This is a genomic window from Nocardioides sp. Root122 (assembly GCF_001425025.1).
Lineage (GTDB): Bacteria > Actinomycetota > Actinomycetes > Propionibacteriales > Nocardioidaceae > Nocardioides.
In genome coordinates this window covers 253916-277250 of sequence record NZ_LMDE01000011.1, presented here as the reverse complement: position 1 = coordinate 277250, position 23335 = coordinate 253916, and the positions used below count along the sequence as shown (strand labels likewise).

At 73.5% G+C, this 23335-nt stretch carries 26 protein-coding genes; 11 read left to right on the top strand and 15 right to left on the bottom strand.

The window, feature by feature from the left end; all coding sequences use genetic code 11:
- The first annotated feature begins 76 nt into the window (after positions 1-76).
- On the top strand, positions 77-478 hold the full coding sequence (locus ASC64_RS14155; protein ID WP_235563753.1) for an NUDIX domain-containing protein: 402 nt from the start codon (positions 77-79) through the stop codon (positions 476-478).
- Here the strand turns inward: ASC64_RS14155 and ASC64_RS14150 are convergent.
- Positions 475-3162, bottom strand: coding sequence for a bifunctional acetate--CoA ligase family protein/GNAT family N-acetyltransferase (locus ASC64_RS14150; protein WP_056908177.1), 2688 nt, complete (start codon positions 3160-3162; stop codon positions 475-477). The genes ASC64_RS14155 and ASC64_RS14150 overlap by 4 nt on opposite strands.
- A 40-nt stretch (positions 3163-3202) precedes the next feature.
- Complete coding sequence (locus tag ASC64_RS14145) at positions 3203-4081, bottom strand: EamA family transporter (protein WP_056908176.1); 879 nt, start codon at positions 4079-4081, stop codon at positions 3203-3205.
- An 83-nt stretch (positions 4082-4164) separates the two neighbouring features.
- On the opposite strand from ASC64_RS14145, the gene ASC64_RS14140 reads away from it, so the two are divergent.
- Positions 4165-5025, top strand: coding sequence for a LysR family transcriptional regulator (locus ASC64_RS14140; protein WP_056908175.1), 861 nt, complete (start codon positions 4165-4167; stop codon positions 5023-5025).
- A 26-nt stretch (positions 5026-5051) separates the two neighbouring features.
- On the opposite strand, the gene ASC64_RS14135 is transcribed toward ASC64_RS14140, so the two are convergent.
- Complete coding sequence (locus ASC64_RS14135) at positions 5052-5393, bottom strand: DUF2200 domain-containing protein (protein ID WP_056908174.1); 342 nt, start codon at positions 5391-5393, stop codon at positions 5052-5054.
- Between the two features lie 34 nt (positions 5394-5427).
- Positions 5428-6030 (bottom strand): hypothetical protein, encoded by a 603-nt coding sequence (locus tag ASC64_RS22535; RefSeq protein WP_056908173.1) that lies wholly within the window; start codon positions 6028-6030, stop codon positions 5428-5430.
- Between the two features lie 190 nt (positions 6031-6220).
- Here ASC64_RS22535 and ASC64_RS14125 point away from each other — a divergent pair, with 190 nt between their 5' ends.
- Both ASC64_RS14125 and ASC64_RS14120 read left to right on the top strand, forming a co-directional pair.
- Positions 6221-6685 carry a DUF4383 domain-containing protein gene (locus tag ASC64_RS14125; RefSeq protein WP_056908172.1) on the top strand — a complete coding sequence of 155 codons (465 nt, stop codon included), beginning with the start codon at positions 6221-6223 and terminating at the stop codon, positions 6683-6685.
- A 5-nt stretch (positions 6686-6690) separates the two neighbouring features.
- Positions 6691-7488: an MBL fold metallo-hydrolase gene (locus tag ASC64_RS14120; protein WP_056908171.1), complete on the top strand. Its 798-nt coding sequence runs from the start codon at positions 6691-6693 to the stop codon at positions 7486-7488.
- Between the two features lie 82 nt (positions 7489-7570).
- Here ASC64_RS14120 and ASC64_RS14115 read toward each other — a convergent pair whose 3' ends face one another.
- Genes ASC64_RS14115 through ASC64_RS22105 form a run of 4 tightly spaced genes read right to left on the bottom strand, consistent with a single transcriptional unit; the run spans position 7571 to position 9604 of the window.
- Positions 7571-8167, bottom strand: coding sequence for a DUF3618 domain-containing protein (locus ASC64_RS14115; RefSeq protein WP_056908170.1), 597 nt, complete (start codon positions 8165-8167; stop codon positions 7571-7573).
- Positions 8143-8613, bottom strand: a complete 471-nt coding sequence (locus tag ASC64_RS14110) for a phage holin family protein (protein WP_200937767.1) — start codon at positions 8611-8613, stop codon at positions 8143-8145. The genes ASC64_RS14115 and ASC64_RS14110 overlap by 25 nt, the downstream gene beginning before the upstream one ends.
- Complete coding sequence (locus ASC64_RS14105) at positions 8610-9449, bottom strand: hypothetical protein (protein WP_056908169.1); 840 nt, start codon at positions 9447-9449, stop codon at positions 8610-8612. Before ASC64_RS14105 ends, ASC64_RS14110 begins: the two co-directional genes overlap by 4 nt.
- On the bottom strand, positions 9446-9604 hold the full coding sequence (locus tag ASC64_RS22105; protein WP_156385206.1) for a hypothetical protein: 159 nt from the start codon (positions 9602-9604) through the stop codon (positions 9446-9448). The genes ASC64_RS14105 and ASC64_RS22105 overlap by 4 nt, the downstream gene beginning before the upstream one ends.
- Positions 9605-9710: 106 nt before the next feature.
- On the opposite strand from ASC64_RS22105, the gene ASC64_RS14100 reads away from it, so the two are divergent.
- Both ASC64_RS14100 and ASC64_RS14095 read left to right on the top strand, forming a co-directional pair.
- Complete coding sequence (locus ASC64_RS14100; protein ID WP_056908168.1) at positions 9711-10835, top strand: fatty acid desaturase family protein; 1125 nt, start codon at positions 9711-9713, stop codon at positions 10833-10835.
- Positions 10836-10858: 23 nt separating this feature from the next.
- Positions 10859-11998, top strand: a complete 1140-nt coding sequence (locus ASC64_RS14095; RefSeq protein ID WP_056908167.1) for a carboxylate-amine ligase — start codon at positions 10859-10861, stop codon at positions 11996-11998.
- A 21-nt stretch (positions 11999-12019) separates the two neighbouring features.
- On the opposite strand, the gene ASC64_RS14090 is transcribed toward ASC64_RS14095, so the two are convergent.
- Positions 12020-14674 (bottom strand): FAD/NAD(P)-binding protein, encoded by a 2655-nt coding sequence (locus ASC64_RS14090; RefSeq protein ID WP_056908166.1) that lies wholly within the window; start codon positions 14672-14674, stop codon positions 12020-12022.
- Between the two features lie 101 nt (positions 14675-14775).
- Between ASC64_RS14090 and ASC64_RS14085 the strand changes: the two genes are divergently transcribed.
- The 3 genes from ASC64_RS14085 to ASC64_RS14075 all read left to right on the top strand — a co-directional run bounded on the left by ASC64_RS14085 (position 14776) and on the right by ASC64_RS14075 (position 17517).
- Positions 14776-15480 carry an aspartate/glutamate racemase family protein gene (locus ASC64_RS14085; protein WP_283100211.1) on the top strand — a complete coding sequence of 235 codons (705 nt, stop codon included), beginning with the start codon at positions 14776-14778 and terminating at the stop codon, positions 15478-15480.
- Positions 15481-15541: 61 nt separating this feature from the next.
- Positions 15542-16480, top strand: a complete 939-nt coding sequence (locus ASC64_RS14080; protein WP_235563752.1) for a cation diffusion facilitator family transporter — start codon at positions 15542-15544, stop codon at positions 16478-16480.
- A 14-nt stretch (positions 16481-16494) separates the two neighbouring features.
- Positions 16495-17517, top strand: a complete 1023-nt coding sequence (locus ASC64_RS14075) for an LLM class flavin-dependent oxidoreductase (protein ID WP_056908164.1) — start codon at positions 16495-16497, stop codon at positions 17515-17517.
- Between the two features lie 3 nt (positions 17518-17520).
- On the opposite strand, the gene ASC64_RS14070 is transcribed toward ASC64_RS14075, so the two are convergent.
- The gene (locus ASC64_RS14070; protein WP_056908163.1) at positions 17521-18507 is read right to left on the bottom strand and encodes an LLM class F420-dependent oxidoreductase; all 987 of its coding nucleotides are present in this window, start codon (positions 18505-18507) and stop codon (positions 17521-17523) included.
- Between the two features lie 111 nt (positions 18508-18618).
- Here ASC64_RS14070 and ASC64_RS14065 point away from each other — a divergent pair, with 111 nt between their 5' ends.
- Positions 18619-18840, top strand: a complete 222-nt coding sequence (locus ASC64_RS14065; protein WP_056908162.1) for a hypothetical protein — start codon at positions 18619-18621, stop codon at positions 18838-18840.
- A 28-nt stretch (positions 18841-18868) separates the two neighbouring features.
- On the top strand, positions 18869-19525 hold the full coding sequence (locus tag ASC64_RS14060; protein ID WP_056908161.1) for an SDR family oxidoreductase: 657 nt from the start codon (positions 18869-18871) through the stop codon (positions 19523-19525).
- A gap of 15 nt (positions 19526-19540) precedes the next feature.
- Here the strand turns inward: ASC64_RS14060 and ASC64_RS14055 are convergent, their stop codons facing one another.
- From ASC64_RS14055 to paaZ, 5 genes are all read right to left on the bottom strand, one after another.
- Positions 19541-19855: a hypothetical protein gene (locus tag ASC64_RS14055; protein WP_056908160.1), complete on the bottom strand. Its 315-nt coding sequence runs from the start codon at positions 19853-19855 to the stop codon at positions 19541-19543.
- Between the two features lie 69 nt (positions 19856-19924).
- Positions 19925-20629 carry a DUF305 domain-containing protein gene (locus ASC64_RS14050; protein ID WP_156385205.1) on the bottom strand — a complete coding sequence of 235 codons (705 nt, stop codon included), beginning with the start codon at positions 20627-20629 and terminating at the stop codon, positions 19925-19927.
- A 97-nt stretch (positions 20630-20726) separates the two neighbouring features.
- The gene (locus ASC64_RS14045; RefSeq protein ID WP_056908158.1) at positions 20727-20945 is read right to left on the bottom strand and encodes a PLD nuclease N-terminal domain-containing protein; all 219 of its coding nucleotides are present in this window, start codon (positions 20943-20945) and stop codon (positions 20727-20729) included.
- Between the two features lie 28 nt (positions 20946-20973).
- The gene (locus tag ASC64_RS14040; protein ID WP_056908157.1) at positions 20974-21273 is read right to left on the bottom strand and encodes a hypothetical protein; all 300 of its coding nucleotides are present in this window, start codon (positions 21271-21273) and stop codon (positions 20974-20976) included.
- A gap of 17 nt (positions 21274-21290) precedes the next feature.
- Entirely contained in the window at positions 21291-23321 is a 2031-nt protein-coding gene (paaZ, locus tag ASC64_RS14035) for a phenylacetic acid degradation bifunctional protein PaaZ (protein WP_056908156.1), read from the bottom strand.
- Positions 23322-23335 lie beyond the last annotated feature (14 nt).

The following is a 23335-nucleotide window of genomic DNA, read 5'->3' as shown; positions in this document are numbered from 1 at the left end:
CGTCCGCCGCACGTGCGGCGGCGGTCAGCGCGGCACGGCAGGAGCCGCTGTCGTACGCCCGTGCTTCGATCCGGGGATGGTGGTCCAGGTCGTCGTCGGCGCGCTCGTCCAGGAGGGTCGCGTGCTGCTCGCGCACCGCAGGCCCGACAAGCACGCGTTCCCCGACGTGTGGGACCTGCCCGGCGGCGTGATGGAGGCGGGGGAGTCGGAGTCGGACGCCCTGGTGCGCGAGCTGCACGAGGAGCTCGGCGTGCGGATCTCGACGGAGTCGACGTCGCACCTATGCCGGGTGACCGTGAGTCCCGAGCACGGGCAGGCGGTCCTGAGTGCGTGGCTGGTGCACGAGTGGGAGGGCGTGCCGGCCAACGTCGCGCCCGAGGAGCACGTCGCCGTCGGATGGTTCGCCCCGGACGACGTGCCGCCACTGGTCGACCCGCGCGTGCGGGCGGCCGTGCTGCAGGCGATGGGCGCGGGCTAGGAGCGGAGTCGCCGCGGGATCCCGGTGTCGAGCTCGGGCGGCTCGGCGATGCGCACCTTGACGTCGACGCAGAACAGGCCGTGCGCATTGACGACGACCGGCTCGAGGGTGAGGTCGGCGACGTGGGGGACGTCCACGGCCAGCCGTCCCACCGAGACCACCAGCGCCTCGAGGGGGGCGAGGTCGACCTCCTCCAGGCCGTGGTCGCCCACGAGCTGCGGCCACAGCCGCAGTGCGCGGACGGCACGGGCGGCGTCGGCCGCCTCGACCGGTGGCAGGAGCAGGACGTCCTCGGCCCAGCTCCCGGCCTGCGCAGCGGAACCGCCCGCCACCCGGACCAGTGGCCCGAGCTGGGGGTCGCGCACCAGGCCGACGGACGCCTGGTGCCCGAGGACGAGTGGCTGGACCAGCACGTCGATGTCGGGGCGGCCGAGCTCCTCGGCGAACCGTCGTACGGCGTCGGCCACGTCCGCCCCGGTGCGTACGTCGATGCGGACCAGGCCGCGGTCGGACTTGTGCAGCACGGTCGGGTCGGCGACCTTCACCGCCACCGGGTAGCCGATGTCGTCGGCAGCGCGCTCGGCGTCCTCCGGACCGGCGGCGAGGGTGCCGACGAGGTGGATCCCGTAGGGCGCCAGCAGCTCGGCCTGTGCCGCCGGCGCCAGCCACTCGGGCTCGCCCGCGCGCGCGGCCAGCCGCGTCCGGGCCCAGGTGCGGGCGTGGACGCCTCGCGTCCCGAGCTCGACCTCCGGCTGGTCGGCCGGCACGCGGCGCCACTCGGCGTAGCGCATGGCCCGGCCCAGCGCGCCGATGGCGGCGTCGGTGGTGCGGTAGACGGTGACGCCCGGCAGGCCACGGGCCGCATCGAACGCCGCCCCCGGCGTGACCAGCAGCAGCGGGACGTCGGTGCCGGCCGGGCGCGCGTCGGCCACGGCTGCGAAGAGGGCGTCACGGTCGGTGAGCCGGTTGGCGACGAGCATGACCAGCACGGCGTCGGCCTCGCCGCTGTCGAGCACGGCCCGGAGCGCGGCAGTCAGCTCGGCGGGTGTGACGTCCGCACCGAGGTCGACCGGGTTGCGCACGTCGACGGCGTGCGGGGCGGCGGCGCGCACGGCGTCGCCGAGCTCGATCGAGGTCGGCGCGACAAGCATGCCCTGGCCGTCGGCGCGGTCGGTGCTGAGCGCGCCGACCCCCCCGGTGTTGGACACGATGCAGACCCGGAGACCTGCCGGGAGCGGCTGCTCCACCAGCAGGAGCGCGGTCTCGGTGAGCTCGGCCCCGGTGCGGCAGGCGATCACCCCGGACTGGTCGAGCAGCGCGTCGACGCCGACGCCGACGGTGGAGGCGGCTGCCGGGTCCTGCCGTGCGCGGGAGCGACCGCCGACCACGGCGAGCAGCGGCTTCTGCTCGGCGAACCGGCGCGCGGTCCGGGCGAACTTCAGCGCGTTGCCGAACGACTCGAGGTAGAGCGCGCCGGCGGCGACGGCGTCGTCGTCCATCCAGGCAGCGAGGAGGTCGTTGCTCGACACGTCGATCTTGTCGCCCAGCGAGACGAAGGCCTGCACCCCGAGCCCGACGTCGCGGGCGAGGTCGAGCAGCGCGAAGCCCATGCCACCGGACTGCGAGGCGACAGCGAGGCCCCCGAGCTCCGGCACGTCATGGAGCAGGGTCGCGTTGAGCCCGTCGGCATTGGCCAGGACGCCCTGCGAGTCCGGCCCGACCAGGCGCAGGCTGTGGCTCCGCGCCAGCTCGAGCAGCTCGTGCCGGCGCTCGTCGCTGCCGGCGCCGGAGAAGCCCGAGGAGATCACGACCGCGGCGCCGGCGCCGTTGGCGGCGGCGTCGCGCAGCACGTCGGCCACGCCGTCGGCCGGTACGGCGACGACGACCAGGTCCACCGGTCCGTCCAGCTCGGCCAGGCTGGGGCGGGCGGGAACGCCGTCGATCGACGGCGCCTCGGGGTGGATGACGTGCAGCGCCCCGGCGTACGACGAGCTCCGGATCGCCTGCAGCACGCCGTGCCCGAAGCCCCCGGCCGAGCGGCGTACGCCGACCACGGCGACGCTCGACGGATGGAGCAGCGGCTGGAGCGAGCGGGCGGCGGCGCGCCACTCGCGGCGGTCGGCCGCCTCCACCGCCTCACGGGACGCGTCGGTGCGGAGCTCGACAGCCACCTCGCCCTCGAGGGTCCTGCGGGTGGCCCCGAAACCGGCGGCGCGGAACACGCGCAGCATCCCGTAGTTGTCGCCGAGGACCTCGGCCTCGAAGCGGCTCACGCCGTGGCGGCGTCCCAGCGCGGCGAGGTGCTCGAGCAGCAGGCTCCCCAGGCCGCGACCCCGGTCCTCGTCGGCGACGAGGAAGGCCACCTCGGCGGTGTCCGGTGACAACAGCTCAGCGGTGGCGAGCCCGGCGACCCGACCCCGGATGACGGCCACCAGCGCTGCCGACCCGGTGTTGTCGGGAGCGAAGAGGTGCGCGACGTAGTGGCGTCCGGCCTCGCGGCTGGGCGAGAAGAACCGCAGTCGCAGGGTGTCCACGGACACCGACTCGTGCAGCGCGAGGACGGCCTCGCGGTCATCCTCGCGCAACGACCGGATGACGGCGACGGTGCCGTCAGCGAGCAGCACGTCGGCGGGCTCGGCGGTCCACTCGCGCGGAGCGACGGGGGGTGCGGCCTCGGCAGTCACCCGCCCAACGTGCCAGACGGCGCGGCCGGGCGCTATGGCCTCAGGCGGGCGCCGGGTGGAGCGGCTCGGCGACCGCGACGTCGTGGCGTGCGCCGCTGCGCTCGGCGCCGATCCCGGCGGCGACGACCAGGCCCACGCCGACCACCGACAGCGCGTTGGGCACCTGGGCCAGCGCCACGAAGCCGATGGCGAGCGCGAAGGCGGGCTCGAGCGCCATCAGCGTGCCGAAGGCCGCGGTCGTCAGTCGCCGGAGCGCGAGGAGCTCCAGGGCGAACGGCACGACCGGCAGCAGGACTGCCAGCCCCAGCCCGACCAGCAGGAGCTGCGGGGTGAGGTCGCCGACGACCCCAGGACCTGCGATCCCCGTCGCCACCACGGCCGCGACCGGCATCGAGATGGCCAGCCCGCCGAGACCGCTGACCTCGTCGCCCACCCGCTGCGTCAGCAGGATGTACGCCGCCCAGCAGCAGGCCGCAGCCAGCGCGAAGGCGACGCCCACCGGGTCGGCGTCGCCGGTCCAGGGCTGGGTCAGGAGGAGCACCCCGGCGGCGGCCAGGAGCGCCCACACGCGCCCGGTGCCACGACTGCGGAGCACCGCGACACCGAGCGGGCCGAGGAACTCCAGGGCGCTGGCGGTGCCGAGCGGGAGCCGGGCGACCGCGGCCATGAACAAAAGCGTGACGCCGGCCGTGGCGAGGCCGAGCGCCGTGCCCGCGCGGAGCGCTGCCGGGCTGAAGGTGGAGCGGCGTGGACGGACCAGCACGAGGAGGAGCACGCCGGCCCAGAACAGTCGCAGCCAGGCCGCGCCGCCTGCGCCCACGTCGTCGATGAGGCCGACGGAGGCGGCCAGGCCGAGCTGGACGCACAGCATGGATGCGACGGCCATGGAGGCGCCGGTGCGGGCGGGGGAGAGGTGCATGCGACCAGTGAACGACTCGCGGGGTGTTCGCGTCCACGTGACTTTGCTGGACGAACCGTTCGTCGAACCTGCACAATCATGGAATGGACGTGCGTCGCCTCCAGATGCTGCTCGAGCTCTCGCGCCTCGGCTCGATGCACGAGGTCGCCGCCGCGATGCGCACCACCACCTCGAGCGTCTCGCAGGGGATCGCGGCCCTCGCCAAGGACGTCGGCACTCCGCTCCTGGAGCCGGACGGACGCCGGGTGCGGCTGACGCCCGCCGGTCGCCGGCTCGCGGAGCACGCGGTCACCATCCTGGCCGCTGTCGACGCGGCCCGGCTCGACCTCGACCCGGCGTCGGAGCCGATCGGTGTGCTGCGCGTGGCAGGTTTCGCCTCTGCGGTCCGGCGCTCGCTCCTGCCGGCCATCGAGGAGCTGCGCCAGACGCACCCCGGCATCGAGGTGCGGGTCCACGAGCACGAGCCGCTGGAGGCCTTCGACCTGCTGGCTCGCGACGACGTCGACCTGGCGCTCGTCTACGACTACGACCTCGCGCCGGTCGACTGGCGCGAGGACCACGAGGTCACCGCGCTGTGGGACGTCGAGTGGGGCATCGGCGTCCCGACGAGGGACCGCCACCTCGGGCTCGCGGACCTGGCCGACCGGGACTGGATCGTCAACTCGCGCAACACCGCCGACGAGGTCGCGCTGCGCACGCTCGCCTCTCGCGCCGGGTTCGTCCCGCGCGTCGTGCACCGCATCGACGCCCTGGAGCTCGTCGACGACCTGGTGGTCGCCGGCAGGGGAGTTGCCCTGCTGCCGCGCGGCCGGGCGTCACGGCGCGGGGTCAGCGTCGTACGCCTCACGGACCCGTCGGTGCACCTCAGGGCGTACGCCGTCACCCGCCGCGGCCGCGACGCGTGGCCACCGCTACGTGCCGTGGTCGGGCGCCTGGTCCGATGAGCGAGCAGCGGGTCAGCGCACCGGGCTCACCCCCGCAGCACCTTCGCCATCGGCCGGCCCCGGGCGAGCTCGTCGACGAGCTTGTCGAGGTAACGGATCCGGCGCATCAGCGGGTCCTCGACCTCCTGCACCCTGACCCCGCACACCGAGCCGGTGATCTGGTCGACGCGCGGGTTGAGCGTCGCGGCGGCGAAGAAGTCCTCGAAGGTCGTCCCCTGCTCGAGGTGGGACCGCAACGCCGCCTCGTCGAACCCGGTCAGCCACCCGATGACCTCGTCGAGCTCCGCGCGGGTGCGGCCCTTGCGCTCCACCTTGGCGACGTAGTGCGGATAGACCGAGGCCACACTCGCGGAGAAGATCCGGTGCATCCCTCGAGGATAGGGACCGGGACCGACAGCGACCTCAGTCGTCGGCGGCGTCGCCGGTCACCTCGGTGACCTCGGACTCGCTGAGCCCGAGTGCCGGGGCGAGCACCGCGGCCTGCTTCGACGGCGCCTTCTTGGCCGCGGACTTCTTCGCCGCGGACGCGGTGGCGGCCTTCTTGGCGGGGGCCTTCTTCGCAGGCGCCTTCTTCGCAGGCGCCTTCTTGGCCGGCATCGGCATCGGCACCGCCACGTCGTCGGCCTCGTCGAACGACTCCAGGGCGGCGGGGAGCGACGGGGTGGGGGCCGACTTGAGCGGCACCTGGTCGGCACGGACCTTCCTCGCCGGTGCCTTCCGCGCGGTGGCCTTCTCGGGGGGCGTCACCGTGGCCTGCATCGGGTCGACCTGGCTCGCGGGGGCCGCGGCTCCGGGCTGCGGCACGGTCACCGGCGGCACGGGGGCCGACGGGAAGGTCGGTGCCGGTCCACCGGCGCGTTCGACAGCCCAGCCCACGACGCGCGCCGTCGTACGCACGCCGACTCTGGCGGCGCCGAGGGTGAGGCCGACCGTCCGGCCGGCGACGGACCCGGCGGTGTGGACGGGGTGGGTGACGGCGTGGGCGGCCCTGATGACGGCGTTCACGGTGAGTTCCTCTCGACGACGGGTCGGGTCAGTACCCAGATCCCGGGGACTCCAGACCGTGGCGTGCGCCACTCCCCGCGCGCCACCGCTGTAGGGGTGGGTGAGCGGGGTGCGCGACGCGTGCCACGCCCCGTGCTGGGTACGGGAACGGGCTGCGCGCCGTCCGACCGGCGCCGAGAGGAGCACGACCATGACCGAGCACACGCACGTGGACACCCAGAGGACCCACAGCGGCTCTCCGGTCCAGGCCGCCTCCGCGCTGGTGGGCACCGCGTTCCTGCTCGTCGGGGTCCTCGGGTTCATCCCGGGCATCACGACGCCGTACGACGGCCTCCGCGCCGCCGGCCACGGCTCGCACGCCGAGCTGCTCGGCCTGTTCCAGGTCTCCACCCTGCACAACGTCGTGCACCTGCTGTTCGGCGTCGCCGGCATGGTGCTCGCCCGGACGTGGTCTGCTGCACGCGTCTTCCTCGTCGGCGGTGGCGTGGTCTACCTCGTCCTGAGCCTCTACGGGTCGGTGGTCGACCAGCAGTCGCGGGCCAACGTCGTCCCGCTCGACACCGCGGACAACTGGCTGCACCTCGTCCTGGGCATCGGCATGATCGCGCTGGGAATCGTGCTGGCCAGGCGCAGCGCGACCACCCACGCAGGCTGACGCACATGGACACCGGGGACAGGCTCCACTTCATCGGCACGGCCACCACGGTCGTGACACTGGGTTCCTTCACGCTGCTGACGGACCCGAACTTCCTGCACCGGGGCCAGCGGGCGTACCTGGGTTGGGGCCTGTCCTCGCCGCGGCTCACCGCCCCGGCTGTCGAGCCCGAGGAGCTGCCGGCGCTCGACGCCGTCCTGCTCTCGCACCTGCACGGCGACCACTTCGACCGGGTCAGCCGGGCCCGCCTCGACCGGTCGGCCCCGGTGCTGTCGACCCCGCACGCCGTACGCCGTCTGGACTCGTGGGGCTTCGACACCCAGGCGCTGGAGACGTGGCAGCAGCACTCGCTGGTCAAGGGCGGCGAGGAGCTGCGGGTCACCGCGGTCCCGGCCATCCACGCCCGCGGCCTGCTCGGCCGCATGCTGCCGCCCGTGATGGGCAGCATCGTCGAGCACGTGGTCGGCGGAGAGGTCCGGCGCCGGGTCTACTTCAGCGGCGACACCCTCACCGGCGACCACGTCGACGAGGTGCGCGAGCGCTTCCCCGGCATCGACGCCGCGGTGGTGCACCTCGGGGGCACCCGCGTGCTGATGCGCACCGTCACGATGGACGGCCCGATGGGCGTCGACTTCGTCGAGCGCTGCGCGCCGGCGGTCGTGGTGCCCGTCCACCACGACGACTACAAGGTCTTCCGCTCGCCGCTGTCCGACTTCGTCCGACGCTCAGCCGAGAGCGGTACGTCGGCCGTGCTGCGCTGCCCGCGCCGCGGCGAGGTCGTCAGCCTCGAGCCGCCGGCCTGAGCCACGCGCGTGTCGGCGTACGTCGTCCTCACGCACGACGCCGGGCCGCCCCGAAGGGCGACCCGGCGCGGTGGTGCTGTGGTCAGGACTGGGTCTGGGAGCGGACCTCGTCCACGCCCGACCTGCCCTCGGACTTCACGTTCTCGGCGCTCTCGGCGGCCGAGTCCTTGACCTCCTGGGCGGCCTCGGTGGCCGTCTCCTTGAGGTCCTGCGCGACGTCCTGCGCGACCGACTTCGCCTGGTCCACGACCGGCTGGCCGTGCTCCTTCGCGGCGTCGACGACGTGTCCGGCGGCCACGGCCTCCTTCTCGGAGGCGGGGATCAGCGCGGAGACGATCATCCCGGCACCGAAGGCCACCAGGCCGGCGGCGAGGGGAGTGCCCTGCACCTTGTCCTGGGCGCCGCTCACGGTGTCGTGGGCGGTGCCCTTGACGGAGTCGACGGCGCCCGTCGCCGAGCCCTTCGTGGACCCGGCCGCACCCGAGGCGGAGGACGTGAGTCCGTGCGCGGTGCCCATCACCTTGTCGCGCACGCCGCGCACCCGGCCGCGTGCGGCCTCCTTGCGCCGCTCGACGATGGCCGACGGGCTGACCCGGTCCTGCAGTGCGTCGACGTCGGTCGTCATCGACCGACGGGTCTGCTCGATCTCTGCCTTCAGTTCTTCTGTGCTCTGGCCCATGCTGCGTCCTCCTTGAGTGTCTGCTGCGTCTCCGGCAGCTGCGGCTGTGCGTTCTTGAGCTCCTTGCGACCCCGGGCCGCGAGCACGGCGCCGACGATCGCCCACAGGAGCGTGACGATCAGGAACGCCAGCTCGACCGGCATCCAGTTGTCGAGGAGGTAGGCCAGGGCGAACGACCCGAGGATCAGGGTGAGCAGACCGGCGACACCGGCACCGCCGAGCATCCCGGCGCCCTTCCCGGCCTTGGTGGCCTCCTCCTTGAGCTCGGTACGCGCGAGCTCGAGCTCCTGCTTCACCAGCGTGGTGAGGTCGCTGGTGAGGTCGCCGACGATCTCGCCCAGGCTGCGGCTGTCACCCGTGCCCGGCGGCACGGCGTGCGCGCCGGCGGACAGGGGTTCCGCCGGCGGGGCTCCCACCATCGGGTCCACGCCCGACGGCCCGCTCACGGCGTGTCCTGGGTCCGCTGGCCGGTCAGTCCGCCCGACGTGGAGTCGGTGCTGCCCGGGAAGGTCGTCGTCGCGGGCGTCACCGGGGTGTCGTACGCCGTCGTGGTGGGCTCGCCCGCGAGGGCAGCGGATCCACTGGCGGTGGCCATGGGCCCGGTGCCGACCCCGGTGGACCCGTACGTCGTGCCGGTCGGGTCGGGCGTGTCGGTCGTGTCGGTCGTGCTGCCGGAGTCGGCGAGCGAGGCCGCGGCCGCGCCGTCGGCGGTGGCGCGGAACAGTCGTCCCGCGACCACGCCTGCAGCGAGCGCGCCCAGCAGGAAGGTGCCGGGGCGACGTCGCGCGAAGTCGCGGGCGTCGTCGAGGAGCTGCGAGGGCTCGCGGTTCTCGAGGTGGGTGCCGAGCGTGCGCACCCGGTCGGAGACCTCGCGGGCGAGGTCGGTGGCCATGCCCTGTGCGGGGCCCTGGCCCTCTGCCATCTGCTGCAGGTCGTCGCCCAGCGTGCGCAGGGTCTCCGACAACCGGTCGCGACCGGTCGTCGCCTGGTCGTTGAGCTGGCTCGTCACCTGCTGCGTGGCCTCGCCGACGACGGAGCGTGCCTGCTCTGCCGCAGTGCCCGCGACGTTGAGCGCCTCGTCCTTCGCGGTGCCCGCCACGTGCTTGCCCTGGTCGGCCGCCGTGGAGGCGGTCTCCTTGGCCTTGTCGGTCGTGCTGGTGTCGCTCGATCCGGTGTCCGTGCCGGTGCCGGTGCTCATGCCACCGGTGGTGCCGGTCGTGCTCGTCCCGGTCGTGCCGAGACCTGTGGTGCTGCCTGTCGGGTCGCTGCCGTAGGTCGTCATGCGTCCTCCTCGTGTGCGTTGGTTCCTGCGTCGGGGTCGGGGTCCGGGTCGCCAGCGGGCTCGGAGTCCGGATGGAGCTGCTCGGTGTCCGGCTCCGCGCCGTCCGGCGTCGGTGGATCCGCGTCCTGGTCGTGCGTCTGGGAGTCCTCGGTCATGGCGCTCCGTACCCACCGATCCGGGGCGCACTCCACCTCCTTCACCCCTGCGGAGGTGAACCGGACGAAGATGCATGGGCCGGGCCGAACCGGGCACCATGGAGGGATGCCCGCACTCCTGCGTGACTCCCGTCCGTCCCCCCGGCGCGGCTACGCCGACCTCTCACCGGAGGAGGTCGAGGACATCGGGCGCCGGCTCGACGCCGTACGCCAGCAGGTGCTGGAGTCCCGTGGTGCGAGCGACGCCGCCTACATCCGTCGCGTGATCGCGGTGCAGCGCTGCCTCGAGGTCGGTGGCCGCGTGGTCCTGCTGGGCAGCCGGAGCCGGGTGGCGTGGTGGGTCGGCACCGCCTCGCTCGCTCTCTCCAAGATCCTCGACAACATGGAGATCGGGCACAACGTCCTGCATGGGCAGTGGGACTGGATGCGCGACCCTCGGATCCACTCCTCGACCTGGGACTGGGACCACGCCTCGGCGCCCGAGCACTGGCGTCGCGCGCACAACGACCGCCACCACGTGAACACCAACGTGGTCGGCAAGGACAACGACCTCGGCTACGGCATCCTCCGGGTCGACGAGGCCCAGGAGTGGGAGCCGCGCCACCTCGCCCAGCCGCTGTGGAACCTCGTCAACGCGCTGATCTTCGAGTACGGCATCGCGATGTACGACCTCGACCTCGGCGAGTCCCTGCGCAGCGGTTCGGGCTTCTCCCCGGAGCAGAAGACAGAGCTGCGCTCGACGGCCCGGCGGGTCGGGCGCAACGCGTTCCGCGACTACGTGCTGCACCCGGCGCTCTCCGCCCCGACGGGCTCCGCCCGCACGACCTTCACCGCCAACGTCGTGGCCAACCTGGTCCGCAACGTGTGGAGCCACTCGGTGATCATGTGCGGCCACTTCCCCGAAGGGGTGTCGACGTTCGAGGTCGACGACCTCGACGAGGACGAGACGCGCGGTCGGTGGTACCTGCGGCAGATGCTGGGCTCGGCCGACATCTCCGGGCCGTGGCTGCTGCACGTGCTCTGCGGCAACCTCTCGCACCAGATCGAGCACCACGTCTTCCCCGACCTGCCGAGCAACCGCTACCGCGAGGTCGCGGGCCCGGTCCGGCAGGTCTTCGAGGACCACGGCCTGGCCTACCACAGCGCGCCGCTCCTGCGGCAGGTCGCGAGCGCCTGGCACAAGGTGGTCCGGATGTCGGTCCCGCCGCGGCGCCGGCGACGCATGCGCTGAGACCACGCGGGGCACCTGTGGCCATGACGGGGCTTCACGCGCGGGCGCGGCGCACGGGCGACCACGGGCTCGTGCCCGACTTCGTGCCGGGCGGTGACCTCACGGTCGGCGTCGAGGAGGAGCTGATGGTCGTCGACGCGGCCGGGGAGCTGCTCGGCGCCGACGCCGAGCCGCTGGTCGCCCGGGCCTGTGACGCCGGCTCGTCGGCGGGGGTGCTCACCAGCGAGGTGTACGTCGACCAGGTCGAGCTCAACTCTCCGGTCTGCCGGTCCGCCGAGGAGGTCCTCGCCTCGCTGCGGCAGCTGCGCTCGGACGTCTCGGGCCACGGGGCACGCCTGATGGCCGTCGGCGTGCACCCCACGGCGCCGCTCGGCGGCGCGGTGATCGCGTCGTCGCCGCGCTACGACCGCATCGTCGACGAGTACGCCGGGCTGCTCCGCACCCCGACGGCGGCGCTCCAGGTCCATGTCGGGCTCCCCGACGAGCGGACGCTCATGCTGGCCTACCGGGGGCTGCGGCACCGGATGCCGCTGCTCCGTGCGCTGGCCGCCGGGACGCCGTACTGGCACGGGGTGGACTCCGGTCTCGCGTCCACCCGCTCCGCGATCCTGCGCTCCTACCCGCGCACCACCCTGCCGCCGCAGCTGAGCTCCTGGGACGACTACGTCGCCCGCACCGAGGCGATGACGGCGGCGGCCGAGGCTCCCGACCACACCTATGTCTGGTGGGAGATGCGGCCACGCCCGCTGCTCGGCACGCTCGAGGTGCGCCTCATGGACGCCGTCCCGTCGCTGTCGGCCGTGGCCGGGCTGACCGCCCTCGTCCAGGGCATCGCGCGGTGCGCGATCGAGTCGCCGGATCCCGTCGACCTCGGTGACGACGTGCTGGCCGTCAACGACCACCGCGCCATGCGGCACGGGCTCGAGACCCGCGTCGTCGACGTCGACCAGACCCTGCGACCCCTGCGCGAGGTGGCCGCCCGCGTGCTGGCGGACGCGCGCGCGGCACTCGCCGCCGACGGCCTCGACGCCCCGCTGGACGCCGTCGAAGCGATGCTCCTCGGCGAGTCCGAGCCCGACCGGCAGCGCCGTCTGGTCGCCGCGGGCGGGATGCCCGCGCTCCTCGCCGACCTCGTCGCCCGCACCGCCGACCTGGAGGGCTGACCGTACGCCGACCGTCCGGCGTCACCGCGCAGCCAGATCGGCGGCCACGGCCGCGCGGCGGCGAGCGTCGAGGGCGGAGGAGCGGCGGGAGAGACGCTCGTCGAGCACCGCGGCGGCCTCGGTTGTGCGCCCGGCCATCGCGAGGGCGTGGACCAGCGTGTCCTCGACGACCTCGCGCTGCGCCTTGCTGCCGCCGAGCGGGTCCATCGTGGCGACCACCGCGGTGAGCGTGGCCGCCGCTGCGGTCCAGCGCTCCTCGACGACCGACACCAGTGCGGTGCACAGCGGCGAGACCACCTCAAGGAAGACGCGGTCGTCGCTGCGCGAGGCCTGCTCGGCCAGCCGGGTGAGCCCGCCCGCGTCACCGTCGGCCGCGAGCAGGACCGCGCCGTGCATCGCGGCGAACGGCGTCGGGGGAGCGGAGAGCCAGTCCTTCGGGGCGGCGGCCCGGACCTCCCCGACCGACAGGTCGTCGGTCCAGGCACCGGTGACCCGGCCGCGCCACAGCAGCGCACCGCTGTCGACGACGACCCGGCTGCCGCTGACCACGGACGGGTCGAGCTCCCGACGGTAGCGACGGCGTACGGCCTCGACGTCGTCCTGCATCAGCTCGTGCAGGGCGGCGTGCCAGGAGAAGTGGGAGCGGTGGTTGGCCTCCGGCCCGCGGGTGCGGATCCACTCGTCGAGCCAGACCAGGCCCTCGGCGTGCCGGCCGGTCTCGTAGAAGACATGGGCGCGGGCGTGGACCGCGTGGCCGGAGGCCGGCTCGACCGAGAGGGCGTAGGCGGACAGGTCCTCGGCCTCGCTCCACCGCTCCTGGTCCTGGCGGACGAACGCGAGCTGGCCGGCGTACCACCAGTCGTCGCCGTAGGAGCGGCCGAGTGACTCGACCAGCTCGGCGGTCTGCGTGCCGCTGGTGAGTCCACCGAAGGCGACGGTGGGTACGGCGACGCTGACCGCCAGCGCGTCGCGGGGGAACAGCCGCACGTGGCGCAGCAGGGCCGCCGCGCCGGTCGGCTCGTCGGAGCGCAGGCGGGTGGTGACGGCGTCGAGGAAGCTGCACTCGCGGTCGTCGAGGTGGCGCCCGGCCGCGGCGCGGTGCGCGGCCCGCAGGGAGGCGCGCCAGTGCGCGGTGGCGCCCCACTCGTGGCCCAGCAGGGCCAGCGCGGCGTGCGCCTGGACGAAGTCCGGGTCGGCGGCGACGGCCTCGGCGAGACCTTCCTCGACGCCGTCCTGGAGGCGCAGCAGCCGACCGAGGGCGGCGTTGTAGCGGCGCGCGGCGCGGCGGTTGGTGGAGAGGGTCAGGCCGTAGGGGTCGGCGGGCCGACGGCGGGACTCGCCGTGCATGGAGCGGGCCACCACGCGGGCGACGTCGTAGGCCTGCTCCCGGATCTCCGGCATCGCAGTGGACTCCCACAGGTTGCCGCGGCGCAGCGACCCGACGGCGAGGAACGGGCGCGTCTCGGGCAGCGTGCCGACGATGCGGCCGTCGTCGGCGGTGTCGATGCCGAGGCCGGCCGGTCCGGGGCGCACCAGGCCCGTGCGGGCCAGGCGGGCGAGCAGCGGGTCGGCGGCGATCGAGCCCACCGGACCGGTGCAGTTGACGACCGCGGCCACGCTCAGCTCGGTGCCGTCGTCGAGGGTGACGTGCAGGGCCTCCTCGGTGGGGCGGACCGTCGCGATCGTGCCGCGGTGGCGCCGGAGCCGGCCGCTCGACGCGACCTGCTCGAAGCGCGCGTGGGTGGCGGGTGCCATCCGGTGGCGGTGGACGTCCCAGGTGCGGGCGTCCTCGGCGACGAAGCGGCGCTTGTCGGCATCGGACAGGCCGCGCCAGAGCTGGGCCGTCACGGGGCGCAGGCCGTCGATCGCGGCCCGCCAGTCGCCGGTGCTCGCGACCGTCTCGGCCACGTGCGCCGTCAGGGTCGAGCGGAGCGCCTCGATGCCCTGCGTGCGGGTGATCCCGGGCGGCGGCGGGACCGGCGGCGTCGTGGGCAGCACGTGGCGCTCCGGCACGACGTCGTTGCGCGACACGACGTGGACGGTGCGGCCGGGTCGGTCGGCGCTGATCGCGAGGTCGACCATGGTGAGGCCGGAGCCGAGCATGAGGACATCGCCGTCCCCGGGGATCCCCTGTGTCCACGGGTCGGCGATGAGTCGCGGGTCGGCCGCGAGCTCGGCGGGTGCCCAGTGGGTGCCCGGCCGGCTGCCGGTGGCCAGGACGACGGCGCGTGCCTCGACCCGCTCGCCGTCGGCGAGCTCGACGACGAAGCCCGTGCCGGCCCCGGCGATGTCGACGACCTCGGCGCGACGTCGTACGAGACGGGCGTTGCCGGGGAACTCCGCGGCGGTGGTGAGCAGGCTCTCCACGTAGCGCCCGAAGACCGCGCGGGGCGCGAAGTCGTGGGGCTGGAAGCCGGGGTCGTGGTGGTTGCGCAGCCAGCGCAGGAAGTGCTCCGGGTCGCGCGGGAACGCGCTCATGCCGGAGGCGGGGACGTTGAGGAGGTGACGCTCGTCCGTCGTCGAGTAGGCCTGCCCGCGCCCGGTGGTGGGCACGGCGTCGACCAGCTCGACGCGGAAGCGGGAGGAGAGCGCGGTGACCAGGTGGGTCGCGACCAGCGTCCCGCCTGCCCCTGCACCGACCACCACGACCCGGCAGTCGCCCTCGTTCGTCGCCATCGCATGACCCCTGTCGCCAATAGTCCAGTGAATTACTGGACTAAGGTAGCAAGGGTGCGCTCGGCAGCACGAGTCAACGGCCGCGCGTGTTGAATGGCGCCATGGAGTCGATGCGCAGGATCGGGCTGCTGGGCGGGATGAGCTGGGAGAGCACCGCGCTCTACTACCGGCTGCTCAACGAGGACGTGCGCGAGCGCCTCGGCGGCTTCCACTCCGCCCGGCTGGTGATGGCGTCGGTGGACTTCGCCGAGGTCGAGGCCCTGCAGGTCGCCGGCGACTGGGCGGCCGCGGGCGCGCTGCTGGCCGACGAGGCCCGCGCCCTCGAAACGGCGGGCGCGGAGTGTGTCGTGCTGTGCACCAACACCATGCACAAGGTGGCCGACGCGATCGAGGCGGCCGTCGGGATCCCGCTGATCCACCTCGCCGACGTCACGGCCGACGCCGTGAAGGCGGCCGGGCTCGACCGGGTGGCGCTGCTCGGCACGCGCTTCACGATGGAGCAGCCGTTCTACGCCGACCGGCTGCGCTCGCACGGCGTGGAGGTCCTCGTCCCGGAGCCCGCCGACCTCGCCCTGGTCCACGACGTGATCTACGACGAGCTGGTGCTCGGGGTGGTCCGCGACGAGTCCCGGGAGGCGTACGTCGACGTGGTGCGGCGCCTGGTCGACCGCGGCGCCGGGGGAGTGGTGCTCGGCTGCACCGAGATCGAGCTGCTCATCGGCCCCGACGACGTCGACGTACCCGTCTTCGCGACCACCGCGTTGCACGCGCGCGCTGCCGTCGACTTCGCGCTCGCCCGGCCCTAGCCCGGAGCGCACTACCCCGACGGGGCTGACGGCGGGCGCCCCGGTCGGGCAGGGTGGTCGGGTGCTCACCGTCGTCATCGCCCTGACCGCGAACACGGTCCTCGCCGTCCTCAAGAGCGTCGTCGCGGTCCTCACCGGGTCCGCCTCGATGGTGGCCGAGGCCGCGCACTCGTGGGCCGACGCCGGCAACGAGGTGTTCCTCCTCGTCGCAGAGCGGCGCGCAGAGAAGCCCGCGGACCAGACGCACCCGCTCGGTTTCGGCCGCGAGGCCTATGTGTGGTCGATGATCGCCGCCTTCGGGCTGTTCGGCGTGGGCGCGGCGGTCTCGGTGTGGCACGGCATCCAGTCGCTGACGGCGGAGGAGGCGGAGGCCGACTACCTCTGGGCCTACCTCGTCCTCGGTGCGGCCTTCGTGCTCGAGGGCATCTCCTTCTTCCAGGCCCGCCGCGAGGTGCGCCGTGGTGCCCGCAAGGCCGAGGTGAGCCGCGTGACTTTCCTCGACAAGACCTCGAACCCGACCCTCCGCGCGGTCTTCTTCGAGGACGCCGCGGCCCTGGTCGGCATCGTCATCGCGGTGACCGGCCTGGCCCTCCACCAGGCCACCCACCAGCCGGTCTGGGACGCCATCGGCTCGATCCTGGTGGGCCTGCTGCTCGGCTTCGTCGCCATCTACCTGCTGCGCCGCAACATGGACTTCCTCGTCGGCCAGATCGCGGACCCGCGCATCCACGCCACCGTGCTCGGGTGGCTGCGCGAGCGGCCCGAGGTCGAGAGCGTCAGCACCCTCCACCTGGAGTACGTCGGTCCCGGCAAGATCTTCCTCGTCGGCTCGGTGGACCTCGTCGGCGACGACACCGAGAGCCAGGCCGCCGAGGAGCTGCAGCGGCTGGAGGACCACCTCGAGGAGCGCCCCGAGATCGCCCGCGCCGTGCTGTCGCTCGCCGCGCCCGGCCGTACGCCGGTCGAGGGGCAGGTCCCCGGGAACAACCAGGGTGGTTGAGCGTTGAACCAGTCATGAAGAAGATCGGCTTCCTGAACTTCGGCCACTGGACCGACTCGCCGCAGTCGGCGGTGCGGACCGCCTCCGACACCCTGCTGCAGTCGATCGACCTCGCGGTCGCGGCGGAGGAGCTCGGCGCCGACGGCGCGTACTTCCGCGTGCACCACTTCGCGCGCCAGCTCGCCTCGCCCTTCCCGCTGCTCGCGGCCGTGGGCGCGCGCACCAGCCGCATCGAGATCGGCACCGGCGTGATCGACATGCGCTACGAGAACCCGCTCTACATGGCCGAGGACGCCGGGTCGGCCGACCTCATCTCCGGCGGCCGGCTGCAGCTCGGCATCAGCCGGGGATCACCGGAGCAGGTCGTCGACGGCTGGCGCTACTTCGGCTACCAGCCCGCCGACGGCGAGGACCAGGCCGACATGGCGCGCCGCCACACCGAGGTGTTCCTGCAGGTGCTCGAGGGCGAGGGGTTCGCCCAGCCGAGCCCGCGGCCGATGTTTCCCAACCCGCCGGGCCTGCTGCGCGTCGAGCCGCACTCCGAGGGCCTGCGTCAGCGCATCTGGTGGGGCGCCGCCTCCGACGCGACGGCCAGGTGGGCTGCCGAGCGGGGCATGCACCTGATGAGCTCGACGCTCAAGGCCGACGAGACCGGCGAGCCCTTCCACGTCCAGCAGCGCAAGCAGATCGAGGTCTACCGCGAGGCATGGCGCGCCGCGGGCCACGAGGGCGAGCCCCGCGTGTCGGTGAGTCGGTCGATCATGCCGATCACGACCGACCTGGACCGGATGTACTTCGGCCACGAGGGCACCAGCTCCGACCAGTTCGGCCAGATCGAGGCCAACCTGCGGGCGGTCTTCGGCAGGACGTACGCCGCCGAGCCGGAGGTGCTGGTCAAGGAGCTGGCCGACGACGAGGCGATCGCCGCGGCCGACACGGTGCTGCTGACGGTGCCCAACCAGCTCGGTGTGGACTACAACGCCCACATCCTCGAGTCGGTCCTCACCGCAGTGGCTCCGGACCTCGGCTGGCGCTGAGCGTCAGGGGGCGGCCGACCGCAGCTTCTCGAGCAGCGGGCCGGCCGCCTCGTCGAGGAAGCGCTGCTGCCCCTCGTCGCCGACCTGCACCAGCGCCACGTCGGTGAAGCCGGCCTCCCAGTAGGCGGACACGGCCTCGACGATCTCGTCGAGGTCGGGGCCACAGGGGATCGACTCGGCGACGTCCTCGGGCCGGACGAAGGTCGTCGCGCCCGAGAAGCCGGCGGGGGTGGGGAGGTCGGCGTTGACCGACCAGCCGCCGCCGAACCACCGGAACTGCTCGTGCGCACGGGCCACGGCCGCGTCCTCGTCGGGGTCCCAGCAGATCGGGATCTGACCGATCGCGCGGGCATCCTTCCCGACGCGGGGCGCTCCGTCGACGTCGTTCCAGCTCTCGATGATCTCGCCCGTGGGCTCGACCGCGATGCAGTGGTCCGCGAGCGGCGCGAACTGCTCGATGGCCCGGTCGCCGGCGACGGCGACACCGATCTCGACGCCCTCGTCGGGGAGGTCCCAGATGCGGGCGGAGTCGACCTGGAAGAACTCGCCTCGGTGGTCGACGAGCTCGCCGGTGTGCAGCGCGCGGATCACCTCGATCGCCTCCGCCAGCAGGTCCTGGCGTTCGCCGATCGCGGGCCATCCCTCGCCGACCACGTGCTCGTTGAGGTTCTCGCCGCTGCCCAGGCCCAGGATGAACCGGCCCTCGGCGAGGATCTGCAGCGTCGCTGCCTTCTGGGCGACCACGGCGGGGTGGTAGCGCAGCGTCGGGCAGGTCACGTAGGTCATCAGCCCCACGCGCTCGGTGGCCTGGGCGACCGCGCCGAGCGTGGTCCAGGCGTAGGGCGCGTGCCCCTGCTCGGTGAGCCAGGGCGAGAAGTGGTCGCTCATCACCTCGAAGTCGAAGCCGGTCCGCTCGGCGGCGACGGCGTAGCCCACCAGCTCCCGCGGTCCGCTCTGCTCGGTCATCAGGGTGTATCCGAAGCGGGTCATGCCTCGACCGTAGCCAGCGCCGCTGCGGCAGCCACCACCCGCGCAGGTGAGCCGCCGGCGCGCGCACGGTGGTTGCGTGGAGCCTTCCCCGACTCCACCAGGAGGCCCCGCATGACGCACGACCACGACTCATCGCAGGAGCAGTCGCAGGAGCAGGACGGCCAGGTCTCCGAGCTGGCGCCCGAGGGCGGCGAGCCGACGCCCATCAGCCCCGGTGACTCGGTCGCCGCCCAGCCGGAGGGCGAGTCCGGCGACACCCAGGAAGGCACCCAGGGTCCCAACGCCGCACCGCGGCACAACCCTCCGGAGCCGGGCAACCGGTCCTCTCGCTAGCCCGCGGAACTGCGGTAGAACGGACGGCATGAGCAGACCAGTCATCGTGGTGGTGGGCGCCGGTCCGGGAGTGAGCGGGTCGGTGGCCCGGCGGTTCGCCGACGAGGGCTACGACGTCGGCCTCCTGGGCCGGGACCAGGGCGTGCTCGACGAGCTCGTCGCGGACCTCGAGGCTCGCGGCGCCGCCGTCGGCCATGCCGTCGTCGACGTCACCGACGAGGCCGCGGCGCGCGACGCCGTACGCCGCATGGGCGAGCACGCCGGCCGCATCGACGTGCTGCACTTCAACCCCAGCGCCTACCGCGAGAAGGACCCGCTCTCCCTCACGGTCGCCGAGCTCCTCGAGGACGTGGCGCTCGGCGTCGGGGCGCTGCTGACCACGGTCCAGGCCGCGCGTCCCTTCATGTCGGCGGGCGGCCGGATCAGCGTCACCGGGAGCATGGCGGCCGACCAGCCGTGGGAGGGCGCCGCGTCGCTCGGCGTCCAGAAGGCCGGGGTGCGCAACCTGGTGCACAGCATCGACCGGACGCTCGCCGGCGAGGGCATCCGTGCGGTCTCGGTGACCGTGCGCGGCACGCTGTCCCGCGACGGCGCCTTCACCCCCGACCGGGTCGCCGACGCGCTGTGGGACGCCGTCACGGCCGACGAGGGTTCGTGGCGCACCGAGGTGCCCTACGCGGGCTGACGCACCCCGAGGGCGTCAGGCCGACACCGTCTCGCGGAGCGTCAGGACCACCACGGCGACCGCGAGCACCGGCACCACGACGGTCCCGGCCGTCGCGAGGATGCCCAGCAGGCTCCCGACGCACACCAGGCCACGCCCCACGTGCGGCTGGGGCGGGGTGAGGGCCAGTCCCGTGAGCACGAGCGCCCCGCCCGCGACGAGCGTGCCGGGCAGGATGACGCCCCCGTCGCCGGTGCTCGTGGCCGCCCGGACGATCTCGGCGGCACCGGCGGCGACGTAGAGGACACCGAGCGACAGCGTGGCGAACCGGGTCACGCGCGCGGGGGTCATGGCGCAGCGTACGGGCGCGCGGTGCTCGCGCGCCTCGTGCTCCAGACCAGCGGCCTCAGGACCAGCGGCTCAGAGGGACCAGTCGGCGAGCCAGCGGCGCATCTGGACGATCTCCGCGCGCTGCTCGTCGCGGATGTCCCGCGCGAGCGCCGCGACCTCGTCGTGCTCGACCAGGCCGGAGACCAGCAGGTGCTGCGACATCATCACCGCGGCCATGTGGTGCCACACCATGTCCTCGAGGAAGGTGCGGTCGAGACGGTCCCCGCTCAGCCCGGAGAGGTCGCGCATCATCGGGTCGTAGTCGGCGTCCGGGGAGTCGTCGCCGTACCACTCGTCGAGCCAGGCCTGCATCTGCACGACCTGCGCCGACTGCGCCTCGACGATGCGCTCGCCGAACGCCCGCATGGTCGCGCGGTCCGAGCGCGCCAGCTCCCGTGCCGCCCGGATCGCCTCCTGGTGGTGGGCCACCATCTCGACCAGGAACTCGTGCTCGCTGGTGACGGTGACGTGCTGGCCCATGCCGTGACCCATGCCGTGGCCCATGAGGTGACCCGAGCCGTAGCCCATGCCAAAACCCATGCCAAAGCCCATGCCATGGCCCGTGCCCGAGCGCCCGCCGAACCGTCCGTCCATGTGGTCGGCACCGGCACCGGCCGGACCGGAGAACGTCATCGGGTGGTGCAGGTCCGCGCCGTCGTACGCCGTCACCGCCGCGCCCGCTCCCGCGCCGAGCAGCGCCGCCACCGCCACGGTCACGACCGTCGTACGCCTCATGTCGCTCGCCTCCTCCACCCTATCGTGGCTCGCGGAGGGAGCAGGCGTCAGGGGCGGTGGTCCCGGCTCAGGGGGCCATGGGTCCCCGGTCCCGGCCTCAGCGCCTGCGACCCCAGACGAGGTAGGCGATCGGCCCGACCGGCTGGACGGACATCGCCGGCGCCCATAGGGCCTTCGGTCCACGGACCAGCGCGGCGGGCCGCTGCCTCAGGTCACGCAGGCACCAGGTCGTCAGGGCGACCTCCACGACGCCGGCCACGACCACGACCTTCTTCTGCGTCGGAGTCATGTCCGACCAGCTCTTCTTGTTCGCCATGACGGCAACGTAGCCGCAATCGTCGACCTCAGGCGCCGCTCACCCCGTTGATGGCGACGAAGAAGAGGAGCACGCCACCGAACGCAGCCAGGAGACCCCACCACGCGCCGGTGGTCGCGCGCCTCGCAGCGGACGCGCCAGCACGAGCCATCGCCGGCAGGGCGAGCGTGACTGCCGCCCCCGTTGCAGCCATCGCGAGCAGCTGCGCCGGGACGATCCAGTTCTCGGTGCCCTCGCCGTCGAGCACCGCCGCGGAGAGCGGCAGGCTGTAGATGCCGGTCGCCAGCAGGACCACGATGCCGATGACGCGCTGGGCTGCGGGGCTCACGGCGACGACGGTAGTGCTCAGGCCTCCTTGGCGACCAGCGTCAGCACGTCGTACGTCGCGACCGGCTCGTCGTCGCCGTTGGTGACCAGCGCGTCCCAGCGGACCTCGCCGTAGTCGGCGGACGAGCGCGGGGTGATCTGCTTGACCGTCAGCGTCACGCGGATCGAGTCGCCGGCCTTGACCGGGGTGAGGAAGCGGAGGTTGTCGACGCCGAAGTTGGCGAGCACCGGACCGGGCGCCGGGTCGACGAAGAGGCCGGCGGCCATCGAGACGATGAGGTAGCCGTGGGCGACGATCCCGCCGAAGAGCGGGTTCTGCGCGGCCGCCTCCGGGTCGGTGTGGGCATAGAACGTGTCGCCGGTGAAGTCGGAGAAGTGGTCGATGTCCTCGCGGGAGATGACCCGCGGCTCGGAGGCGATCGTGTCGCCCACCTTCAGCGTGGCGAGCGAGTGACGGAACGGGTGCTCCGGCGTCACGGTGCGCTGCGAGCCGCGGGTCCACCGGCCGGTGATCGCGGTGAGCATGTCGGGGGAGGCCTGGATCGCCGAGCGCTGCATGTGGTGCAGCACGCCCCGCACACCGCCGAGCTCCTCGCCGCCGCCGGCGCGGCCGGGGCCGCCGTGGACGAGCATCGGGAGCGGCGAGCCGTGACCGGTGTTCTCCGGGGCGTCATCGCGGTCGAGCACGAGGATCCGGCCGTGCCACGGCGCCAGGCCGAGCACGAGGGTGCGGGCGACCCCGGGGTCGTGGGTCACGACCGAGCCGACGAGCGAGCCCTTGCCGCGCGCCGCCAGCGTGACGGCCTCGTCGAGCGAGTCGTACGACATCACCGTCGACACGGGGCCGAACGGCTCGACGTCGTGCGGCTCCACCGCGCCGGCACGGGCCCTGAGCAGCACCGGCGCCATGAAGGCACCACGCTCACCGTCACCGGCGAAACCGGTGGTGGCGGTGGGGTCACCCAGGACGACGTCGGCCGAGGACCGCAGCACCTCGACAGCCTTGCGCACCTCCTCGCGCTGGCCGAGGGAGGCCAGTGGGCCCATCCGCACGGACTCGTCTCCCGGGTCGCCGACGGTGATGGTCGACAGCTTCGCTGCGATGGCGTCGGTCACCTCGTCGGCGACGGCCGCCGGCACGATGACGCGGCGGATGGCAGTGCACTTCTGGCCCGCCTTGGCGGTCATCTCGGTGACGACGCCCTTGACGAAGAGGTCCCACTCCGGGTCGCTGGAGGTCACGTCGGGCCCGAGGACCGAGCAGTTGAGGGAGTCGGCCTCCACCTGGAGCGTGACGCCGCCGTGCAGCACCGACGGGTGCTGGCGCAGGATGCCCGCGGTGTGCGCGGACCCGGTGAACGCCACCGAGTCCTGGACGCCGAGGTGGTCGAGCAGGTCGCCGGCCGATCCGGACAGCAGCTGCACCGAGCCCTCGGGCAGGATGCCCGACTCGATGATGCGCCGGACCACGAGCTCGGTGAGGTACGCCGTCTGGCTGGCGGGCTTGACGATCGAGGGCAGGCCCGCGATGAAGGCCGGCGCGAGCTTCTCGAGCATGCCCCAGACGGGGAAGTTGAAGGCGTTGATCTGGACCGCGACACCGGGGCGCGAGGTGTAGACGTGCTGGCCGAGGAAGACGCCGGTGCGGCCGAGCTGCTCGAGGTCGCCGTCGCACACCACCGTGTCGTTGGGCAGCTCGCGGCGGCCCTTGGAGGAGAAGCTGAACATCGTGCCGAAGCCGCCGTCGATGTCGATCATCGAGTCGCGCCTCGTGGCGCCGGTGCGCAGCGACACCTCGTAGAGCTCGTCCTTGAGCCCGGTCAGGTGGGTGGCCAGCTCCTTGAGCAGGAGGGCGCGCTCGTGGAACGTCAGCTCACGGATGGCGGGGCCGCCCACCGAACGGGCGTGGTGGGTCATCGCGCCGATGTCGAGCCCGGCGCTCGAGATCCGGGCGACCTCCTCGCCGGTGGCCGCGTCGAGGAGCGGGTCGCCCTCGGCGGAGGCGGCGTACCAGCGGCCGGCGGCATAGCTCTCGAGCAGACGGGTCACGGTGTCTCCCTGGG

What these genes read in the sequence shown, in the direction of transcription:
- ASC64_RS14045 (WP_056908158.1), bottom strand. Translation starts at nt 20,945, where the DNA reads ATGGCGAACAAGAAGAGCTGGTCGGACATGACTCCGACGCAGAAGAAG.
- ASC64_RS14100 (WP_056908168.1), top strand. Translation starts at nt 9,711, where the DNA reads ATGCCCGCACTCCTGCGTGACTCCCGTCCGTCCCCCCGGCGCGGCTAC.
- ASC64_RS14090 (WP_056908166.1), bottom strand. Translation starts at nt 14,674, where the DNA reads ATGGCGACGAACGAGGGCGACTGCCGGGTCGTGGTGGTCGGTGCAGGG.
- ASC64_RS22105 (WP_156385206.1), bottom strand. Translation starts at nt 9,604, where the DNA reads ATGACCGAGGACTCCCAGACGCACGACCAGGACGCGGATCCACCGACG.
- ASC64_RS14075 (WP_056908164.1), top strand. Translation starts at nt 16,495, where the DNA reads ATGAAGAAGATCGGCTTCCTGAACTTCGGCCACTGGACCGACTCGCCG.
- ASC64_RS14095 (WP_056908167.1), top strand. Translation starts at nt 10,859, where the DNA reads ATGACGGGGCTTCACGCGCGGGCGCGGCGCACGGGCGACCACGGGCTC.
- ASC64_RS14055 (WP_056908160.1), bottom strand. Translation starts at nt 19,855, where the DNA reads ATGACCCCCGCGCGCGTGACCCGGTTCGCCACGCTGTCGCTCGGTGTC.
- ASC64_RS14070 (WP_056908163.1), bottom strand. Translation starts at nt 18,507, where the DNA reads ATGACCCGCTTCGGATACACCCTGATGACCGAGCAGAGCGGACCGCGG.
- ASC64_RS14085 (WP_283100211.1), top strand. Translation starts at nt 14,776, where the DNA reads ATGGAGTCGATGCGCAGGATCGGGCTGCTGGGCGGGATGAGCTGGGAG.
- ASC64_RS14115 (WP_056908170.1), bottom strand. Translation starts at nt 8,167, where the DNA reads ATGGGCCAGAGCACAGAAGAACTGAAGGCAGAGATCGAGCAGACCCGT.
- ASC64_RS14125 (WP_056908172.1), top strand. Translation starts at nt 6,221, where the DNA reads ATGACCGAGCACACGCACGTGGACACCCAGAGGACCCACAGCGGCTCT.
- ASC64_RS14135 (WP_056908174.1), bottom strand. Translation starts at nt 5,393, where the DNA reads ATGCACCGGATCTTCTCCGCGAGTGTGGCCTCGGTCTATCCGCACTAC.
- ASC64_RS14050 (WP_156385205.1), bottom strand. Translation starts at nt 20,629, where the DNA reads ATGAGGCGTACGACGGTCGTGACCGTGGCGGTGGCGGCGCTGCTCGGC.
- ASC64_RS14120 (WP_056908171.1), top strand. Translation starts at nt 6,691, where the DNA reads ATGGACACCGGGGACAGGCTCCACTTCATCGGCACGGCCACCACGGTC.
- ASC64_RS14060 (WP_056908161.1), top strand. Translation starts at nt 18,869, where the DNA reads ATGAGCAGACCAGTCATCGTGGTGGTGGGCGCCGGTCCGGGAGTGAGC.
- ASC64_RS14145 (WP_056908176.1), bottom strand. Translation starts at nt 4,081, where the DNA reads ATGCACCTCTCCCCCGCCCGCACCGGCGCCTCCATGGCCGTCGCATCC.
- ASC64_RS14065 (WP_056908162.1), top strand. Translation starts at nt 18,619, where the DNA reads ATGACGCACGACCACGACTCATCGCAGGAGCAGTCGCAGGAGCAGGAC.
- ASC64_RS14155 (WP_235563753.1), top strand. Translation starts at nt 77, where the DNA reads ATGGTGGTCCAGGTCGTCGTCGGCGCGCTCGTCCAGGAGGGTCGCGTG.
- ASC64_RS14105 (WP_056908169.1), bottom strand. Translation starts at nt 9,449, where the DNA reads ATGACGACCTACGGCAGCGACCCGACAGGCAGCACCACAGGTCTCGGC.
- ASC64_RS14140 (WP_056908175.1), top strand. Translation starts at nt 4,165, where the DNA reads ATGGACGTGCGTCGCCTCCAGATGCTGCTCGAGCTCTCGCGCCTCGGC.